This is a genomic window from Streptomyces sp. NPDC032940 (genome assembly GCF_040636935.1).
Classification (GTDB): domain Bacteria; phylum Actinomycetota; class Actinomycetes; order Streptomycetales; family Streptomycetaceae; genus Streptomyces.
On the sequence record NZ_JBEZVJ010000001.1, the window covers coordinates 35949 to 54555 of the forward strand.

An 18607-nucleotide genomic window follows, 5' to 3' on the forward strand; every position below is an offset into this window, starting at 1 on the left:
CGCCTCAGCCTCCTGTGGTCTGGTTGGCGGGCTCGTCGTCGACGGCCCCGTCGGTGCGTGCGCCGACCGCCGGCTTCCCGGTGTCCGCGAGGAGTTCACGGAACGCGGTGGCCACGGCCTCCGGGTATTCCATCATCGCCACGTGTCCCGCGTCCGGCAGGGTCAGCAGCCGGGAGTCGCGGAAGGCCCGGGCGGCGCGCTGGGCCATGCGGTAGCCGACGAGTTGGTCCCGTCCACCGTAGACCAGCAGCGTGGGTGCGAGAACCCGTTCGGCCTGCCGCCACAGTCCGTGCTGGCCGCCGACGGTGTACGCGTTGACGATCCCGCGCGCCGAACGCGCCATCGCGTCCCAGAAGTACGGCAGTTGCAGCCGCCGCTCCATCTCCTCCACGGCGTTGCGGAAGCCTTCCGGCGACACCCGCGCGGGGTCGCCGTAACACAGGGCCGTCACCCCGCGGACCCGCTGCTCGGCGGTCCACTCCCTGGTCAGCCGGGTGAACAGCGACACCACGCCGGGCAGCGCCAGCAGCCCCGTCGGCACAGCGCTGCGCTGGACACGGATCTCCGGCAGCGCGGGCGACACGAGGGTCAGGGTGCGCACGAGGTCGGGCCGCACCGCGGCGACGCGCGTGGCGACCGCACCGCCGAGCGAGTTGCCGAACAGGTGCACGGGGCCGCGCCCGGACGCGTCGAGGTGGCGGACGACCGCCCGGGCGTGGGCCGAGACGGAGTAGTCGCCGTCGTCCGGTGGCGGCGAGTCGCCGAAGCCGGGCAGGTCGACGGCCTCGCTGTGGACGACGTCGTCCAGCAGCGGCATCAGCGCCGACCAGTTCTGCGAGGAACCGCCGAGGCCGTGGACGTACAGCGCGGGCGGGAGCCCTTCGCGTGCGGGCCGCCTGGAGCGCACCGTCAGGCTGATCCCGGGCAGCCGGACCGAGCGGAGCCGCTCCCCGTCCGCGACCTTGACGGCGGCCACCTTCGGCAGCACGGTGGCGGGCGGCACGGGCGGCGGCTCGGTCGAAGGCATGCGGCAATGTTACGAGACGATCACGCAGTGGCTCATGTGTTCGCCGTCACAGGCGCGCGTCCGGCACCCGGCGGGCCGGGTACGCAATCGGCGCACGGTGACGCCTGGCGGCCGAATCGGGTGTCTCCTAGGCTCATGGAGAGGGCACCCGCATGTGGCCCCTGCATCTCCAGGGACGACCGTAGGAAGGGAGCCCAGCATGACCGTCGACCCCACCGACCCGGAGACCTTCGACGACGAGGACCAGGAGCCTCAGGAACTCGACGTCGAGGCGCCGGACGCCGACGCGGCCGAGCAGCACGCGGACATCACCCCCGACCGCGACGACCCGCTGACCGACGTGGAACCGGACCGCGCCAACGAGGCCGACCTGGCCGAACAGGCCCGGGTCGTCTCGCACGACGAGGACGACTACCGCTGAGAGCGGGGGCCGCCGAGCAGGAGGGAGGCCGATTTTTGCCCGCCCTGGGATCTTTTGAAACCTGTTGTGCGGCTTTCGCCACCGTCCGGTCCGTGAAATTCTGCGCTCGCACCGCGCACAGCACGGTTACCGAAAAGTACGATGGCGTCGCGGCGCACACCGCACGTGGACGACTTTGGGAGGCGGCGTGACAGCCATCGAGCAGACAGAGGCGGTACGCCCGCGGGGCACACGCCTTCCCCGCCGTGCCCGACGCAACCAGCTGCTGGGCGCCGCCCAGGAGGTGTTCGTGGCGCAGGGGTACCACTCCGCCGCGATGGACGACATCGCCGAGCGTGCCGGCGTCAGCAAGCCGGTGCTGTACCAGCACTTCCCCGGCAAGCTCGACCTCTACCTCGCACTGCTGGACCAGCACTGCGAGGCGCTGATCCAGTCCGTGCGGAACGCGCTCGCGTCGACGACCGACAACAAGCAGCGCGTCCGGGCGACGATGGACGCCTACTTCGCGTACGTCGAGGACGACGGCGGCGCCTTCCGCCTGGTCTTCGAGTCGGACCTGACCAACGAGCCCGCGGTGCGCGAGCGCGTCGACAAGGTCACGAACGAGTGCGCCGAGGCGATCTGCGACGTCATCGCCGAGGACACCGGCCTCTCCCGCGCCGAGTCGATGCTGCTGGCCTCCGGCCTGGGCGGCCTCGCCCAGGTGGTGGCCCGCGCCTGGCTGCACAGCGACCGCAGCGTGCCGCGCGACCAGGCGGTCCAGCTGCTGACGTCGCTGGCCTGGCGGGGCATCGCCGGTTTCCCGCTGCACGGCAGCGAGCAGCACTGAGCGTCGCACGTTCGGCGTACCGGGGGGCGCTTGTTCCCCCGGGCTGTTCGCTCCTGGCGTTCTCGGGCGGAGCGTGTACGTCCCCTCACCGGGCTAATGTGTGCGGGGTACGGCGCGGAAGATCGCGCACTTCACTGACCGTCGGAGGGACATAGCCGTGGAGGTCAAGATCGGCGTGCAGCACGCGCCCCGCGAGATCGTTCTGGAGAGCGGTCAGAGTGCCGAGGAGGTAGAGCGCGTGGTGGCCGAGGCACTGGCCGGCAAGTCGCAGCTGCTGAGCCTCGTGGACGAGCACGGCCGCAAGGTCCTGGTCCCGGCCGACCGCCTCGCGTACGTCGAGATCGGCGAGCCGAGCCCGCGCAAGGTGGGCTTCGGGGCGCTGTAGCCGACGCAGGACACACGGAAGGGCCCGGCGGCCATGACCGCCGGGCCCTTCTCCGTGTCCCCGTCCCGCCCGCCTCTCCGTCCCGCCCGGTCCGTCTCTCCGTCCCGGCCGCCTCCCCATCCCGTCCGCCTCTCCGTCCCGCCCGGTCCGTCTCTCCGTCCCGGCCGCCTCCCCACTCGGTCCGTCTCCTCGTCCGGCGCACAGCTCGTCCACAGGGGGAGGATTGCATTCCGCAGGTCAGGGGTATGTCGTGCAAGGACCGTTTCGGGCAGGCCGGCCACGTGGGAGGGACCCCGACATGCTCCTGGAAGCGCTCAGCGCCTCGATCCTCGGCCTCGCTCTGGCCTGGGCCGCCGCCCACCGTCTGCCGCACCGCCTCCCCGACCGCGTCCTGGTCATGCCGACGGGTGTCGCCGGCGCCCTGTGCGGGGCGTTCGTCACGCACACCGCGCTGGGCGCCGGGGGGCTGGTGCTGGTCCTGATGGGCGCGGTGGCCGTCTCGGCGGCCTCGCTGTCGCTGCTGCTGCGCCCGGCGGGAGGGCTGCGGCGCCGTTCGGCGACCGTCTGACCATCCGCCGGCGCGGGCACCGGCGGATGTCCGGGAGGGCGATGTCTAGGCCGCCAGGCCCAGCGCGGCCATCCGCTTGGTGTGCGCCTCGGTGATCCGGGAGAACATGCGGCCCACCTCGGCGAGGTCGAAGCCGTCCGCGACGCCGCCCACGAGCATCGTGGAGAGCGCGTCCCGGTCGGCGACCACCCGCTGGGACTGCGAGAGCGCCTCGCCCATCAGCCGCCGCGCCCACAGCGCGAGCCGCCCGCCCACCCGCGGGTCCTCGTCGATCGCCGCGCGCACCTTCTCCACGGCGAAGCTCGCGTGCCCGGTGTCGTCCAGCACGGCCAGCACCAGGCCCCGGGTGTCGGAGTCGAGCCGGGCGGCGACCTCCCGGTAGAAGTCGCTGGCGATGGAGTCGCCGACGTAGGCCTTGACAAGGCCCTCCAGCCAGTCCGAGGGGTCCGTCTGCTTGTGGAAACCGTCGTAGGCGGCCACGAACGGCTCCATGGCCGCCGTCGGCTCCTCACCGATCTCGGCGAGCCGGTCGCGCAGCCGCTCGAAGTGGTGGAACTCCGCCGACGCCATCTTCGCCAGCTCCGCCTTGTCGGCCAGCGTGGGCGCCAGCTTGGCGTCCTCCGCGAGCCGCTCGAACGCCGCCAGCTCGCCGTACGCGAGCGCGCCGAGCAGGTCCACGACCGCGGCGCGGTACTGCGGGTCGGCGGCCGCCGTCGCCCAGTCCTGGGCGGCGACTCCGGTGGCTCCGGCGACCCCGGTCGCTCCGGTGGTCTCGGCGGGGGCGTCTGCGGCGTTGCCAGGCTTGTCAGAGCTCGTCATGCAGCGCACAATAGCCCGCCCGCCGTGGACCGTAAGGGCCTGGTCAGTGACTGTGACGACGACTACGTGACCAAATCGGCCATCGCGTGTGCGCGAATCCGGGGTATGGTGGTAATGCGCCTGCCGAGTATGTGACGTACGGGTACGTGACGTCTTCGTCGGGCCGCACGCATGAGGATGCCCGGTCGGTGGCCCGATCGGCTCCGACCCGACAGCCCTCCCTGCCGTACGCCACACTGCGTACGGACCCCGGAGGGGGACCCTCAGTGGTACGAGCGCTGGAGCGTCGACAGAGGTCCCGTGTCCTACGGCTCACCCGTAAGGGCCGCCGACGTCCCCGACACGGTCCGGCACGACCCGCGCGCTCGCCTCGCACCACGCACACAGAAGAGGCAGCACCCTGACTACGACGTTCCGATCCCTCGGGATCCTCCCCGAGACCGCCGAAGCCCTCGAGGCCGTCGGCATCGTGAATCCCTTCCCCATCCAGGAGATGACGCTCCCCGTGGCCCTGTCGGGCACGGACGTCATCGGCCAGGCCAAGACCGGCACCGGCAAGACGCTGGGCTTCGGCCTTCCGCTCCTCGAGCGCGTCACCGTGCCCGCCGACGTCGAGGCGGGCCGCGCCGCGCCCGAGTCCCTGACCGACGCCCCGCAGGCCCTCGTCGTCGTCCCGACGCGTGAGCTCTGCCAGCAGGTCACCAACGACCTGCTGACCGCCGGCAAGGTCCGCAATGTGCGCGTCCTCGCGATCTACGGCGGCCGGGCGTACGAGCCCCAGGTGGAGGCCCTGAAGAAGGGCGTCGACGTGATCGTCGGCACCCCGGGCCGTCTGCTGGACCTCGCCGGCCAGAAGAAGCTCAGCCTGAAGCACATCAAGTGCCTGGTCCTCGACGAGGCCGACGAGATGCTCGACCTGGGCTTCCTGCCCGACGTCGAGAAGATCATCAACATGCTGCCGGCCCGGCGTCAGACCATGCTGTTCTCGGCGACCATGCCGGGCGCGGTCATCGGACTGGCCCGCCGCTACATGTCGCAGCCCACGCACATCCGCGCCACCTCGCCGGACGACGAGGGCGCGACGGTCGCGAACACAAAGCAGTTCATCTACCGCGCGCACAACATGGACAAGCCCGAGATGGTGGCGCGCATACTGCAGGCCGAGGGCCGCGGTCTCGCCATGGTCTTCTGCCGCACCAAGCGCACCGCGGCCGACCTGGCCGACCAGCTCAAGCAGCGCGGTTTCGCCTCCGGCGCGGTCCACGGCGACCTCGGCCAGGGCGCCCGCGAGCAGGCCCTGCGCGCCTTCCGCAACGGCAAGGTGGACGTGCTCGTCTGCACCGACGTGGCCGCCCGCGGCATCGACGTCGAGGGCGTGACGCACGTCATCAACTACCAGTCGCCGGAAGAGGAGAAGACCTACCTGCACCGCATCGGCCGCACCGGCCGCGCGGGCGCCAAGGGCACGGCGATCACGCTGGTCGACTGGGACGACATCCCGCGCTGGCAGCTGATCAACAAGGCGCTGCAGCTGGACTTCAACGACCCGCCGGAGACGTACTCCACCTCCCCGCACTTCTACTCCGACCTGGGTATCCCCGAGGGCACCAAGGGCATCCTGCCGCGCTCGGAGCGCACGCGCGCCGGTCTTGACGCGGAGGAGCTGGAGGACCTTGGCGAGCCGGGCGGCCGGGGCGGTCGCGCCCGCGGTGGCCGTGGTGAGGAGTCCCGTTCCGGTGACCGCGAGCGTTCCTCCGAGCGTTCGGCCCGTACGCCGCGTCGCCGTCGTCGTACGCGGGGCGGGGCCCAGGTGGACGCGCCGGCCGGCGGGACCGCCGCGCCCGAGGCCGTGACCGGCGGAGCGGACGGCGCCCCGGATGCCGAGGGCACCACGCAGGGTCCCCGCACCCTGCGTCGGCGTCGCCGTACGCGCGGTGGTGAGCCGGCCCAGCAGCCGGTGGCGGCCGCCACGGCCGAGACCACGGCGCCGGAGGCGGCGGTGGCCACGGCGGAGGGCGCTGCTCCGGAGGCCGCGGACGCGAAGCCGCGTCGTCGGCGCACCCGCAAGTCGGCGGAGCCGACCGCTGTCGCGGCCGAGGCTTCCGTGGTGGAAGCTCCGGTGACCGAGGTTCCCGAGGCCCCTGAGCTTCCCGAGGCGGCCGTCGTCGAGGCGCCCGCCGAGAAGCCGCGCCGGCGCACCCGTAAGGCTGCCGCCGAGGTGGCGGTCGACACCGCCGAGGGTGTGGTGGCCGAGGAGAAGCCGCGCCGTACGCGCAAGAAGGCGACGGCGCCGGTGGAGACGGCGGACGCTCCGGAGACCACCGAGGCCAAGCCGCGCCGCACCCGTAAGACGGCTGCCGCCAAGGCCGAGGCCGCTGTCGACACGGCCGAGGGCACGGAGACCAAGCCGCGCCGCCGCACCCGCAAGGCCGCCGAGCCGGCCGAGGCCGCCGCCGGGACCGCCGAGATCCCGGCGCAGGCCACGCAGGAGGCGAAGCCGAAGGCTCGTCGTGCGCGTAAGGCGGTGACGTCCGCGGAGTCGGCCGAGAGCTGATCCCGCCGGTTCGTCCGGACGTCGGCCCGGTCCCGCCAGTCAGGCGGGGCCGGGCCGTCGGTGTGTCGGGACCGCGATGTCCGGAGGGTGCGGAGGACCGGTCCGGCGCGGGGGCGGGGGCGCCTGCCGGCGCTCACAGGGCGCCCCCGTCGGGGGATCCCAGCACCCGCCCGTGCCGCCCCTGGGCCTACCTCCCAGGCCGTTCAGGCACTGGGAGGGACGACTGCCCTCAGGCCGGCTGGATGGGGGCCCGATAGCCTCTCCTCGTGAGTACGAACGCCCGTTTCACCCCGCCGCCCGATGCCCGTGTGTACCGGATGGGTACCGCGCGTGGGGAGTTCGCCGTCGTCGATTCGCCCGTGGCGGGCGGGGGTGTGCCGAAGGGGGTCGTGCTGATGCTGCCCGGGTTCACGGGCAGCAAGGAGGACTTCACGCTGCTGCACGAGCCGCTCGGCGCGCGCGGGTACCGTACGGTCGCCGTGGACGGGCGGGGGCAGTACGAGTCGGACGGCCCGGAGCACGACGAGGCCGGCTACGCGCAGACCGAGCTGGCCCGGGACGTCCTCGCGCAGGTCGCCGCGCTCGGGACGCGTGTGCATCTCGTCGGGCACTCGCTCGGCGGTCAGATCGCCCGCGCCGCCGTTCTCCTCGACCACTCCCCCTTCCTCTCCCTGACGCTGATGTCCTCGGGCCCGGCCCGGATCTCCGAGTCGCAGCAGCAGCGCGTGAAGCTCCTGCGGGACGCACTGGACACCATGACGATGGCCCAGGTCTGGGAGGTGATGCAGGCGATGGGGCCGCCCGAGGAGGCCGGTGCCCCGGTGCCCGCGCACGGACCGGACGCACCGGAGCGGCTGCGCGAGCGCTGGCTGGGCACCCGACCGGCCCAACTGCTCGCCACAGGGCGCCAGTTGTGCACCGAGCCGGACCGGGTCGCCGAGCTCGCCGCGGTGCCGCTGCCGTTCCACGTGCTGTCGGGCGCCTTCGACGACACCTGGCCCGTGCCTCTCCTGGACGAGATGGCCGTACGGCTGAAGGCCCGCCGGACCGTCGTCCCGGGGGCCGAGCACTCGCCGAACACGGACCAGCCGCTGCCGACCGCCCGCGCCCTGGCCGACTTCTGGGACGGCGTCCCCGCGCCGTGACGGCCTAGTACTGCGCCCGGAGGTGCTCCCAGAAGCCGTCCCGCAGCGCCCGTCGCAGGTCGGCCTGGCCGCGCAGGGAGTACTGGAGCAGCCCTTCGGCCTCCACCAGCAGGTCCTGGTCGACCGAACCGGGCAGGTACGGATGGCCGGGGAGCAGCTCCAGCAGGGTGTCGCGGCCCCGGGCCGCCAGCCACTTCGCCGCGATCTGGGCACCCACGAAGCGGACGTCCTCGCGGGCCGGCCGGACGACGCCCGCCGGCTCGTAGGCGTGGGCCGTGCGCCGGGAGACGTAGGGCTTGAAGAAGTCGAGGTCGAAGGTGCGCTGGCTGTCGACCTCCCAGAGGAGCGGCTCGGCCTGGTTGCGGCCCTCGGGGGCCTCGATGCCCCACAGGTGGACGCGGGCGCCGTACCCCTGGGCGGCCTCGACCGCGGACACCAGGTCCTCGTCGCCGCCGAGCAGGGCCGCGTCGCTGATGGCGCGGTGCCGGGCGAGGGACTCGAGATCGGAGCGGATGAGGGAGTCGACGCCCTTCTGCTGGTTGTTGGCGTTGAGGTTGCCCAGGCGGACCTTGACGTCCGGCAGTTCGGCGATGGTCTGCTGCTCGGCGGTGTGGATGCGGCGGCGGGCGCCGTCGTACCAGTAGACCCGCAGCAGGCGGCTGTCCGCGAAGATCGTGCGGGCCTTGTCGATGAGGGCCTCGATCAGCCCCTCGGCGTCCAGGTCGAAGGCCCGGCGGTCCTCGGTCCCGGCGACCAGCCGTCCGGCCGCCGCGTAGAGGTACCCCGCGTCGACGAAGATCGCGTGGGTCGAGGGCGTCTTCGCCACCTCGGCGAGCATGCGCTGCAGCAGCTCGTTGGTGCGGTCGATGCGGGCGTTCAGGGACGCGAGGTCGTCGTTCATCGCCTCCATTGTCCCGGCGGTCACGCTGCGAACACAACCGGTCCCGGTCAGTCTTGTACGACCGTCCGACGATCACTTCGCGGCCGTCTTCTTACGCGTCAGTAATTAGTTGTTCGAAAAATTTCTTTAGCGTAGGGAATGTTCGTAACATCCGGACCGTTGACTCCCATGGACGCCCGGGCACCGACGACCCGGGACCCACACCAGTAGTTCTCCTCAGGAGGATGACCAGATCAAGGGAGAGGCCCATGCGCTTTGAAGTCATGCGACTCGACGACATCGACGGAACGCCCGTCGACACGACCGTCGTGGACGCCGCCTCCGTGAACCGCATCGTTCAGCAGGCCGCCGCCATCGGGCAGCGCCTGTGGATCCGCCCCGCCGACACCTCGGCCTTGTAGCGCGGTCCGTTCCACACGCCGAGAGCCCCCGCCCGGCACCGTCACCGGTGCCGCGCGGGGGCTCCGTGGTTCTCCGGCGCTCACGCGCCCTGGATCACCTGCGTGACCCCGTTGATGATCTGCTGCACGGCGATCGCGGAGAGCATCATGCCCGCGAGCCGGGTCACCAGGACGACGCCGCCGTCCTTGATGACGCGGATGATCAACAGCGAGTACCGCATCACCAGCCACAGCACCACGTGGATGGCGAGGATCGCCGACCAGACCGACACCTGGGAGGTCACGCTGTCGGCCTTCTGCACGGCGAGGATGACCGACACGATGGCCCCGGGTCCGGCCAGCAGCGGCATGCCCAGCGGCACCAGCGCGACGTTGACGTCCTTGGTCTGCTTGGGCTCGTCCGTCTTGCCGGTGAGCAGGTCGAGCGCGATCAGCAGGAGCAGCAGCCCGCCCGCGATCATCAGCGCGGGCACGGAGACGTGCAGGTAGTTCAGGATCTGGTGCCCGAGCAGCCCGAACACCGTGATCACACCGCCGGCCACGCAGACGGCCTGGAAGGCCATCCGCTTCTGCACCTTGGCGGGCCGGCCGGCGGTCAGCGCGAGGAAGATCGGGGTGATCCCGGGGGGATCCATGATGACAAAAAGGGTCAGGAAGAGGGAACCGAAGACGGCGAGGTCGAACATGAGCGTGACTGAGCCTTGCGATGACAGGAACAACGAACGGGGTGGGAGACGGGAGCGGCCCGCGGGCCTCGGACGCCGCGGGCCTCAGGCTCCGCCGGCCCCCGGCACGGGGAACGCCCCGTGCGCCCGCCGTGTGATCTCCCCGTACACCTCGGGGTCCGTCGTGTACTCGCCCAGCCGGCAGGTCTTCCGGCTGCCGTGGTAGTCGCTGGAGCCGGTCACCAGGAGCCCGAGCTCCGCGGCGAGTCCGCGCAGCCGCGCCCGGGTGTCCGCGTCGTGGTCCATGTGGTCGACCTCGATGCCGTCCAGCCCGGCGGCGGCGAGCTCGGCGATGGCCGGCTCCGGCACCGTGCGGCCCCGCTTGGCGGCGGCCGGGTGGGCGAAGACCGCGACGCCGCCGGCGCCCTTGATCAGCCGGATCGCCTCGAAGGGGTCGGTCTCGTGCTTCTCGACGTACGCCCGGCCGCCGTCGGCCAGCCAGTCCTCGGTGAAGGCGTCGCTCACGGTCGGCACGACGCCCAGCTCGACGAGCGCGGACGCCACGTGCGGGCGCCCGACCGAGCCGTCGCCGGCGATCCGCGCGACCTGCTCCCAGGTGACGGGGACGCCCAGCGCGTTGAGCTTGGCGACCATGCCGCGGGCCCGCGGCACCCGGTCGTCCCGGACCAGCTCCCGCTCGGCGAGCAGGGCGGGCTCCTCGGGGTCGAAGAGGTAGGCCAGCATGTGCATGCTGACGCCGTCGAGACGGCAGGAGAGTTCGGCGCCGGTGACCAGCGTCAGGCCCTCAGGCAGCGCGGCGACGGCAGCGGCGTGGCCCCGGGTGGTGTCGTGGTCGGTCAGCGCGACGACGTCGAGACCGGCCGCGGCGGCGTTGCGCACCAGTTCGGCCGGGGTGTCCGTGCCGTCGGACGCGGTGGAGTGGGTGTGCAGATCGACGCGCACGACGCTGACTCCAGGCGGTGACGGGACGGAAGGGGACGCTCAAGGATAACCGGAATTTCGCACCCCGATGTCACACCCGAAACGGCCCCGCGCCCCCTACGCGCACGACTCCGCCGCCCGCCTCCGCACCTCGCCCCACGGCACCCCGCCCTACGGCCGGATCAGCCGTGGCGACAGCGCGCCGCACGGCACCAGGTCGACCTCGGCGCCGGCATCCCTCAGGTCGGTCAGCACCAGCTCGTCGTACATGAGCAGCCCCGACTGCTCGGGCCACAGCACGGCCCACAGCCACATCCCGAGGGCCTCCCCCGCGAACACCGCGCGGTCGGCCGGGGTGCCGGAGACATGCCAGAGCGGGGTCGGGCGTCCGGCGGCGAGGACCTTGGCCTGGGCCGGCTTCTCGACGTCCATGTAGGGGCCGGGGTCCGGGGCGTCGATCCCCGCGTACCGGGCGCCGAGTCCGACGCCGAGCTCCTCGGCCACCAGGATCAGCTCGCCGGGGCCGCCGAGCGGGCCCGGCCCCGAGCAGGCGACCGCGGTGGCCCGGCCGCCGCTGCGGTCGTCGCCCGCGCAGGCCACGCCGGTGAACAGCCAGCCGACCGGCAGGGGCCACGGCATCCACACCGGCACCTGGGTGCGGTGCACCACGACGCCGAGCGCCTCGACGCTGGGCGGTATCACGGGCTGGAGCGGGTGCACCGTGCCGTGCACGTCGCACTGCCATGAATCGGCGAAGAGACCGGGAGCCCTGACCCGGCCACCACACTTCGGGCAACTGGGTTCGCCCCTCATACAGCCCCACGGTCCTACCCTCGCCCGCCCACGTCAAGGACGATCACCCATCCGGGCGGCGGACATGACCGGAGGAAAGTAGGTGCATGTTGCATTAATTAGCTACGCTAACTTACTATGTGCATACACCAACCATCTCCGTCGGCATTGGAGCAACCATGGACCCCTTCGACGCGGGTGCGGGCGGCATCCTGCGGCAGCCCAAGGCGGTGTGGGCGACCGCCGGTGCGTCCGTCGTCGCCTTCATGGGCATCGGGCTCGTCGACCCGATCCTGCCGTCCATCGCCAAGGGTCTGGACGCGAGCGCCAGCCAGGTCTCCCTCCTGTTCACCTCCTACTTCCTGATCACGGCCGTCGCCATGCTGGTCACGGGCTTCGTCTCCAGCCGCATCGGCGGGCGCAAGACCCTGCTGCTCGGCCTGGCCTTCGTCGTGGTCTTCGCGGGCCTGGCGGGCACCTCCGACACCGTCGGCCAGCTCGTCGGCTACCGGGCCGGCTGGGGCCTCGGCAACGCGCTGTTCGTCTCGACGGCCCTCGCGGTCATCGTCGGCGCGGCGGCCGGCGGCAGCGCCGCGGCGATCCTGCTGTACGAGTCCGCCCTGGGCCTCGGCATGGCCTGCGGCCCGCTGCTGGGTGCGCTGCTCGGCGACGCCAGCTGGCGCTACCCGTTCTTCGGCACCGCGTTCCTGATGGCGATCGGCTTCCTGTGCATCACGGTGTTCCTGAAGGAGCAGCCGAAGCCGGCCCGCAAGACCTCGCTCCTTGACCCGATCAAGGCGCTGGGCCACGGCGGCCTCGCCTCCGCGGCGATCTCCGCGTTCTTCTACAACTACACGTTCTTCACGGTGCTGGCCTTCACGCCGTTCGTGCTGAACATGACCCCCTACAAGTCCGGTGCCGTGTTCTTCGCCTGGGGCGTGCTGCTCGCCGTGTTCTCGGTGCTGGTGGCGCCGCGCATGCAGAAGCGCTTCGGCTCGCTGAAGGTGCTCGGCGGCTCGCTGGTGCTGCTCGCGGCCGACGTGCTGGTCCTCGGCTACGGCAACCACACCGCGGCGATCGTCTGCACCGTCCTGTCCGGCGCCTTCATCGGCGTGAACAACACCGTGTACACGGAGCTGGCCCTCGGCGTGTCCGACGCGCCGCGCCCGGTGGCGAGCGCCGGCTACAACTTCGTGCGCTGGTTCGCGGCGGCGGCCGCCCCGTACTTCGCACCGAAGATCGAGGAGTGGACCGACATCCACATCCCCTTCGTGGTGGCGGCGGTCACCGCCCTGCTGGGCGCGGCCGTGGTCGTCGTGCGGCGCCGGGCGCTCACCCTTCCCCACTCTCGGCTTCGCTCGAGCGGGGGGACCCCCATGGCCGAAGAGCCGGAGCCGCGGCACGCGGCCGAGGACGGGACCACCGTCTTCGCCAACTGAGCCAAGGCGCACCGCCGTTGGTGAGTTACCTCACTCCAGGGTCACGGACCTGCGGGACGGATCCCGCAGGTCCGTTCCGTGCGTGAGCCAGCGCTCCTGGAGGGCCTGCGCGCCGTGCACCCGCTTCCAGGCGGCCTCGTTCGGCGTCATCGGCAGCAGCGGCAGGAACCGTACGGGGTCCAGCGGGGCGTCCAGCTCCAGGTCCTCCACCAGGCCGCCCGGCTCGGCGACCAGCACCGAGGTGAACGGGGCGCCGGGCCACAGCGGCTCGCCGACGTCCAGGGAGGCGCCGGGCGCCACGACGACACCCTCGACCTGCGGGGACGCGGCGAGCACGGCGAGCGGCCGGAGCACCTTGCCGGTGTCGGCGGCGCCCGCCCGGACGGAGAGGACCAGCTCGGCGCGGGGGCCCTTGACCGGGTCGGCGAGCACGGCCGTGGGGTCCGCCATGGGCTGGGCGGACATGCCGAGGGTGGCGTAGCGGACGATGTCGCCCTCCGGGCCGCCGCCGGGGAAGCGCAGCACCTCGATGCGGTCGGCGCCGAGGAAGGTGACCGCCGCGCGTGCGTCCGGTTCGCCCAGGGCCGTACACAACCGGGCCTCGACCAGAGGAAGAACATCAGCCATGCGGCGAGCATAGAACTCGTCAGTACGCGGCAAAGCGGCGCCTTGACACGTCGAGTCACTGATACTCTGGGCCAGCGGTTTTGGGGCAGCACGCAGCTGGGGTACCTCCCAGGCCCTCCAGGCTCTGGAGGATGCGCGATCATGACCCCGACGCTAAGGACACTCCCCTACGGGGAACCCCGCCAAACAGGGGTATGGATCGTCCCTCACGAGGGACCGGCCGGAGGAGGTGGGCGGCATGGACCGAAGTCGACCGTGCAGTACCACTCGCTCTTCCGGTCGCTGACGCAGCTGCTCCGGTTCTTCCACCGCCGCTTCCTGCTCGCGCGCCTCTCCTCGGAAGAGCACTTCGTCTCGTTTTGCCTGATCTGCCTGCCTGCAACAGCAGCGCTGAATCAGCAGTGAAGCCGGCCACCGCGACGGTGCGGTGCCCCCCGCTTTGTGGACGCGCCGAGCACGCGTGGTCTGGACGTCCTCATTCCGGGTGGTTCCACCCGTCGCCGGCACGCTCGCTGCCCGTCGCGAAGGAGCCTGCCATGTCGATGATCCGTGACCTGCGCGCCGCGGTCCGCCCGTCCCGCGTCTCGCTGCGCAAGGACGACGGCGCCTACGACACCGCCCGCGACCCGGAGACCACCTCCGCCGTCGTCGACTGCGCCGTCTACCGCGACGGCACCCGCGTCGTGACCGACACCCCGCTGAGCCCGCAGCAGGCGATGCGTCAGGTGCGCCGCGACGGCGGCTTCGTGTGGATCGGCCTGCACGAGCCCTCCGAGGACGAATTCGCCGGTATCGCAAGGGAGTTCGGGCTGCACCCGCTGGCCGTGGAGGATGCCGTCCAGGCCCACCAGCGGCCCAAGCTGGAGCGCTACGACGACTCCCTGTTCACGGTCTTCAAGACCGTCCACTACGTCGACCACGACGAGCTCACCGCGAACAGCGAGGTCATCGAGACCGGCGAGGTCATGTGCTTCACCGGACGGGACTTCTTCATCACCGTCCGGCACGGCGGGCAGGGCTCCCTGCGCACCCTGCGGCACCGGTTGCAGGACGACCCCGAGCTGCTGCTCAAGGGCCCCTCCGCGGTGCTGCACGCCATCGCCGACCACGTGGTCGACGGCTACATCGCGGTCGCCGACGCGGTGCAGGACGACATCGACGAGGTCGAGACCGAGGTGTTCTCGCCGGGCCGCAAGGGCAGCCCGCGCGGCACGGACGCCGGCCGGATCTACCAACTCAAGCGCGAGGTGCTGGAGTTCAAGCGGGCGGTGGCGCCGCTGCTGCGGCCCATGCAGTTGCTCAGTGAGCGGCCGATGCGGCTGATCGACCCGGAGATCCAGAAGTACTTCCGGGACGTCGCCGACCACGTGGCGCGCGTCCAGGAGCAGGTCATCGGCTTCGACGAGCTGCTGAACTCCATCCTCCAGGCCAACCTCGCCCAGGCGTCCGTCGCGCAGAACGAGGACATGCGCAAGATCACCTCATGGGCGGCGATCATCGCCGTGCCGACGATGGTGTGCGGGGTCTACGGCATGAATTTCAAGCACATGCCCGAACTGCACTGGCGGTACGGCTATCCGCTGGTCCTGTCGGTCACGGTCTGCATCTGTCTGGGCATCCACCGCACGCTCAAGCGCAACGGCTGGCTCTGAGGCGTCCCGCGGCTCCTGGATAGGCTGACCGCATGACACGCGAGCTGCTCGACCAGGCCCTCGTCGAGGAGGCCACCAAGAAGTCCGGCCTCATCTGGGTCAAGGGGTCCGGTGTGCCCGCCCGTGCGCTGTGGCACGTCTGGCACGAGGGCGCGGCCTGCGTCGTCGGCGACGGACCGGGCGAGCAGCCGCTGCCGGGCCTGGCCGACGGGGCCGCGGCCGAGGTGACGGTGCGCAGCAAGGACAAGGGGGGCCGGCTGGTCTCCTGGGCGGCGCGGGTCGTCGAGCTGCCGTCCGGCTCGGAGGCGTGGCGGGCCGCGGTCGCCGACCTCAAGGGCAAGCGGCTCAACGCGCCGGACGGCGAGGCGATGACCGACCGCTGGGCCCGTGAGTGCCGGGTGCTGCGCCTGGAGCCGACGGGGGCGCTCGAGCCGCTGCCCGACGGCTCGCTGGCCGAGCCTCCGCTGCCGAGCCCGGCGACGACGCGCGAACCGGTCCCGGCGGGGCTGCCGCGCCTGCTGCTGAAGCGGCGGAAGAAGAGCCGGCGGGGCTGAGCCGCGGCCTCAGGACGTCGGCAGCTGCTTGCCGTAGTCCAGGGTGTCGTCCTTGGCCGGTGCCGTGAGCGCGAAGTCCTTGTTCCAGTCGGAGAAGTCGAGCGTGCCCGCGCTGCCCGCCCGCACCAGGCGCAGCGGATAGGGGGTGCCCTCCAGGGAGACGTCCAGCGAGCCGCCGGAGCCCTGGTCACCGGTGATGCGGACGGTGCGCACGCCGTCCTGCTCGTGCCGGCCGTCCGTCTCGACCGTGCCGTGCAGGGTGAGCAGTCCGTCGAGGAGGACGTCCTTGTCCGTGAAGCCGCTGAACTTCTGGTACGCCGGGTCGCCCTCCGGCACCTTCACGTACTTGCCGGCCAGCTTCTCCGCGGCCGCGGCGTCGCCGCCGTCGTGGCTCCAGAAACCGGCGTCGGCCTTGAGGAAGAGCTCTTCACCGACGCGCAGCAGCCGGAAGGTCGCCCCCTCGGCGGCGACCGAACCGGTGCCGCCGTCCGACTTCAGGCGCATGTCCAGGGTGTACGTGCTGCCGCCGGCGGCCACCGTCCCGTGCAGCCGCACCGCGCGTGCGGAGCCGGCGGCCGCGCGCGTCTTGGCGTGGATCTTCTCCGCCGGGAGCTTGCCCACCCCGTTGGTGCCCGCGTCCGGGTCCTCGCTGCTGCACCCCGCCAGTCCCGCGCCCGTCACGGCCAGGGCGCACACCGCGCCCAGCCAGGCGGCCCTGCGGAATCGGCGCCGGGGAGTGACGGTCACAGGTGGGGCTGCCTTTCTGACGGAGATCCAAGCGGCGTACCGCAGCGTACCGGGGCCGAAGGCGATGATCGGAGCCAGTCCGTCCGGACCGGCCGCCAGGGCGGACCGCTTCGGGACGGGCTAGCCTGAAGGCCGTCCGAGCGGGCAATTCGGAAAAGAGACACAGTACGAAACTCCTCTCACGGACTGACTGACGAAAAGGAGCCGCGGCCATGGCAGCGGGCGCCCCCCGGATCTTCGTCTCGCACCTCTCCGGCATCGCCGTCTTCGACCCGGCCGGCGACCAGGTGGGACGGGTGCGCGACCTGGTCGTCATGCTCCGCGTCGGCCGCAAGCCCCCGAGGGTGCTCGGGCTGGTCGTCGAACTGTCCACCCGGCGCCGCATCTTCCTGCCGATGACCCGGGTCACCGGGATCGAGTCCGGGCAGGTCATCACGACCGGGGTGCTCAATGTGCGGCGCTTCGAGCAGCGGCCCACCGAGCGCCTCGTCTTCGGCGAGCTCCTGGACCGGCGCGTGACGCTGACCGAGGACGGCGAGGAGGCCACCATCCTCGACCTGTCGGTCCAGCAGTTGCCGGCGCGCCGGGACTGGGAGATCGACAAGGTCTTCGTCCGCAAGGGCAGGAAGGGGAGTGCCTTCCGGCGGGCCAAGGGCGAGACGCTGACCGTCGAGTGGTCCGGCGTCACCGGGCTGTCCGTGGAGGAGCAGGGGCAGGGCGCTGAGAACCTGCTGGCCACCTTCGAGCAGCTGCGCCCCGCCGACCTCGCCAACGTGCTGCACCACCTGTCGGCCAAGCGCCGCGCCGAGGTCGCCGCCGCCCTCGACGACGACCGTCTGGCCGACGTGCTGGAGGAGCTGCCGGAGGACGACCAGATCGAGATCCTCGGCAAGCTCAAGGAGGAGCGCGCCGCGGACGTGCTGGAGGCGATGGACCCGGACGACGCGGCCGACCTGCTCGGCGAGCTGCCGGAGGAGGACAAGGAACGCCTGCTGAGCCTGATGCAGCCCGACGACGCGGCCGACATGCGGCGGCTGATGGCGTACGAGGAGCACACGGCCGGCGGTCTGATGACGACCGAGCCGATCGTGCTGCGGCCGGACGCCACCGTCGCCGACGCCCTGGCCCGCATCCGCAACCCGGACCTGTCGCCGGCGCACGCCGCCCAGATCTACGTCTGCCGGCCGCCCGAGGAGACGCCGACCGGCAAGTACCTGGGCACGGTCCACTTCCAGCGCCTGCTGCGCGACCCGCCGTACACGCTGGTCGGGTCGATCCTCGACGACGACCTCCAGCCGCTGGAACCGGACGCCGCGCTGCCCGTGGTCGCCGGGTTCTTCGCCACGTACGACATGGTGGCAGCGCCCGTCGTCGACGACTCCGGGTCGCTGCTCGGCGCGATCACCGTGGACGACGTACTGGACCACATGCTGCCCGACGACTGGCGGGAGACCGAGTACCACCTGGACGAGACGGACGGGCCGAGGGAGGTGAGCGCCGATGGCGCCTGAGCGCGAGAGCACGCCGCGTGAGCGGGCGGTGTCGGGGGCCACGGCCGCCGGCCGGCCCCGCGGCGCCCGCCTGGACCAGCCCCGGCCGCCGCGCCGCCGGCTGCTGCCCGAGTGGGACCCGGAGGCCTTCGGACGGCTCTCGGAGCGCATCGCGCGCTTCCTCGGCACCGGGCGGTTCATCGTCTGGATGACGGTCGTCATCATCGTCTGGGTGCTGTGGAACGTGTCCGTGCCGGGCAGCCTGCGCTTCGACGAGTACCCGTTCATCTTCCTGACGCTGGCCCTGTCGCTCCAGGCGTCCTACGCGGCCCCGCTGATCCTGCTCGCGCAGAACCGGCAGGACGACCGGGACCGGGTCAATCTGGAGCAGGACCGCAAGCAGAACGAGCGGTCGATCGCCGACACCGAGTACCTGACCCGGGAGATCGCGGCCCTGCGCATCGGACTCGGCGAGGTCGCGACGCGGGACTGGATCCGCTCCGAGCTCCAAGACCTGATCAGGGAGATGGAGGAACGGCAGGACGGCCATCGCCGCGGAGACGGGGTATTCCCGGCAGACCGGTCCGGCGGACGTGACGTACACGACCGCTGACGGCCCTTTCCGTGCCCCGTGGGCGGCGCCGTACCA

At 71.9% G+C, this 18607-nt stretch carries 21 protein-coding genes; 13 read left to right on the plus strand and 8 right to left on the minus strand.

Translation table 11 applies throughout. The features are described from left to right. Positions 1-4 precede the first annotated feature (4 nt). Positions 5-1027 (minus strand): alpha/beta hydrolase, encoded by a 1023-nt coding sequence (locus tag AB0E77_RS00130; protein ID WP_361563256.1) that lies wholly within the window; start codon positions 1025-1027, stop codon positions 5-7. A gap of 199 nt (positions 1028-1226) precedes the next feature. Here AB0E77_RS00130 and AB0E77_RS00135 point away from each other — a divergent pair, with 199 nt between their 5' ends. The 4 genes from AB0E77_RS00135 (at position 1227) to AB0E77_RS00150 (ending at position 3230) form a co-directional block, all read left to right on the plus strand. Then, a complete protein-coding gene (locus AB0E77_RS00135; RefSeq protein ID WP_361563259.1) occupies positions 1227-1448 on the plus strand; it encodes a hypothetical protein in 222 nt (73 codons plus the stop codon). A 187-nt stretch (positions 1449-1635) separates the two neighbouring features. Then, entirely contained in the window at positions 1636-2277 is a 642-nt protein-coding gene (locus AB0E77_RS00140) for a TetR/AcrR family transcriptional regulator (protein ID WP_361563262.1), read from the plus strand. A gap of 157 nt (positions 2278-2434) precedes the next feature. Then, entirely contained in the window at positions 2435-2662 is a 228-nt protein-coding gene (locus tag AB0E77_RS00145) for a DUF3107 domain-containing protein (protein ID WP_019327022.1), read from the plus strand. Between the two features lie 298 nt (positions 2663-2960). After that, complete coding sequence (locus AB0E77_RS00150; RefSeq protein ID WP_361563265.1) at positions 2961-3230, plus strand: hypothetical protein; 270 nt, start codon at positions 2961-2963, stop codon at positions 3228-3230. A gap of 45 nt (positions 3231-3275) precedes the next feature. Here the strand turns inward: AB0E77_RS00150 and AB0E77_RS00155 are convergent, their stop codons facing one another. Then, positions 3276-4049: a ferritin-like fold-containing protein gene (locus AB0E77_RS00155; RefSeq protein WP_361563268.1), complete on the minus strand. Its 774-nt coding sequence runs from the start codon at positions 4047-4049 to the stop codon at positions 3276-3278. Between the two features lie 469 nt (positions 4050-4518). Here AB0E77_RS00155 and AB0E77_RS00160 point away from each other — a divergent pair, with 469 nt between their 5' ends. Continuing rightward, positions 4519-6603 (plus strand): DEAD/DEAH box helicase, encoded by a 2085-nt coding sequence (locus tag AB0E77_RS00160; RefSeq protein WP_361563271.1) that lies wholly within the window; start codon positions 4519-4521, stop codon positions 6601-6603. A gap of 266 nt (positions 6604-6869) precedes the next feature. After that, the gene (locus AB0E77_RS00165) at positions 6870-7748 is read left to right on the plus strand and encodes an alpha/beta hydrolase (protein WP_361563273.1); all 879 of its coding nucleotides are present in this window, start codon (positions 6870-6872) and stop codon (positions 7746-7748) included. Between the two features lie 4 nt (positions 7749-7752). Here AB0E77_RS00165 and AB0E77_RS00170 read toward each other — a convergent pair whose 3' ends face one another. Beyond that, entirely contained in the window at positions 7753-8658 is a 906-nt protein-coding gene (locus tag AB0E77_RS00170; RefSeq protein ID WP_361564387.1) for an NYN domain-containing protein, read from the minus strand. A gap of 239 nt (positions 8659-8897) precedes the next feature. On the opposite strand from AB0E77_RS00170, the gene AB0E77_RS00175 reads away from it, so the two are divergent. Next, positions 8898-9050: a hypothetical protein gene (locus tag AB0E77_RS00175; protein ID WP_225632295.1), complete on the plus strand. Its 153-nt coding sequence runs from the start codon at positions 8898-8900 to the stop codon at positions 9048-9050. Positions 9051-9130: 80 nt separating this feature from the next. Here the strand turns inward: AB0E77_RS00175 and AB0E77_RS00180 are convergent, their stop codons facing one another. The 3 genes from AB0E77_RS00180 to AB0E77_RS00190 all read right to left on the minus strand — a co-directional run bounded on the left by AB0E77_RS00180 (position 9131) and on the right by AB0E77_RS00190 (position 11470). Beyond that, positions 9131-9736: a MarC family protein gene (locus AB0E77_RS00180; protein ID WP_318214324.1), complete on the minus strand. Its 606-nt coding sequence runs from the start codon at positions 9734-9736 to the stop codon at positions 9131-9133. 84 nt (positions 9737-9820) lie between these two features. Continuing rightward, positions 9821-10678 (minus strand): PHP domain-containing protein, encoded by an 858-nt coding sequence (locus AB0E77_RS00185; RefSeq protein ID WP_361563276.1) that lies wholly within the window; start codon positions 10676-10678, stop codon positions 9821-9823. Positions 10679-10828: 150 nt separating this feature from the next. Continuing rightward, positions 10829-11470, minus strand: coding sequence for a DUF6758 family protein (locus tag AB0E77_RS00190; protein WP_361563279.1), 642 nt, complete (start codon positions 11468-11470; stop codon positions 10829-10831). A 158-nt stretch (positions 11471-11628) separates the two neighbouring features. Here AB0E77_RS00190 and AB0E77_RS00195 point away from each other — a divergent pair, with 158 nt between their 5' ends. Beyond that, positions 11629-12888, plus strand: coding sequence for an MFS transporter (locus tag AB0E77_RS00195; protein ID WP_361563282.1), 1260 nt, complete (start codon positions 11629-11631; stop codon positions 12886-12888). A 30-nt stretch (positions 12889-12918) separates the two neighbouring features. On the opposite strand, the gene AB0E77_RS00200 is transcribed toward AB0E77_RS00195, so the two are convergent. Then, positions 12919-13515, minus strand: coding sequence for a suppressor of fused domain protein (locus AB0E77_RS00200; protein WP_361563285.1), 597 nt, complete (start codon positions 13513-13515; stop codon positions 12919-12921). A gap of 255 nt (positions 13516-13770) precedes the next feature. Between AB0E77_RS00200 and AB0E77_RS00205 the strand changes: the two genes are divergently transcribed. The 3 genes from AB0E77_RS00205 (at position 13771) to AB0E77_RS00215 (ending at position 15721) form a co-directional block, all read left to right on the plus strand. Further along, positions 13771-13920 (plus strand): hypothetical protein, encoded by a 150-nt coding sequence (locus AB0E77_RS00205; protein WP_361563288.1) that lies wholly within the window; start codon positions 13771-13773, stop codon positions 13918-13920. A gap of 131 nt (positions 13921-14051) precedes the next feature. Continuing rightward, positions 14052-15167 carry a magnesium and cobalt transport protein CorA gene (locus AB0E77_RS00210; protein WP_361563291.1) on the plus strand — a complete coding sequence of 372 codons (1116 nt, stop codon included), beginning with the start codon at positions 14052-14054 and terminating at the stop codon, positions 15165-15167. A 32-nt stretch (positions 15168-15199) separates the two neighbouring features. Then, entirely contained in the window at positions 15200-15721 is a 522-nt protein-coding gene (locus tag AB0E77_RS00215) for a hypothetical protein (RefSeq protein WP_361563294.1), read from the plus strand. A gap of 9 nt (positions 15722-15730) precedes the next feature. Here the strand turns inward: AB0E77_RS00215 and AB0E77_RS00220 are convergent, their stop codons facing one another. Next, positions 15731-16468, minus strand: a complete 738-nt coding sequence (locus tag AB0E77_RS00220; RefSeq protein WP_361563297.1) for a hypothetical protein — start codon at positions 16466-16468, stop codon at positions 15731-15733. Positions 16469-16680: 212 nt separating this feature from the next. Here AB0E77_RS00220 and AB0E77_RS00225 point away from each other — a divergent pair, with 212 nt between their 5' ends. Beyond that, on the plus strand, positions 16681-17979 hold the full coding sequence (locus AB0E77_RS00225; protein ID WP_361563300.1) for a CBS domain-containing protein: 1299 nt from the start codon (positions 16681-16683) through the stop codon (positions 17977-17979). Further along, a complete protein-coding gene (locus AB0E77_RS00230; RefSeq protein WP_361563302.1) occupies positions 17969-18571 on the plus strand; it encodes a DUF1003 domain-containing protein in 603 nt (200 codons plus the stop codon). Before AB0E77_RS00225 ends, AB0E77_RS00230 begins: the two co-directional genes overlap by 11 nt. Positions 18572-18607: the final 36 nt, after the last annotated feature.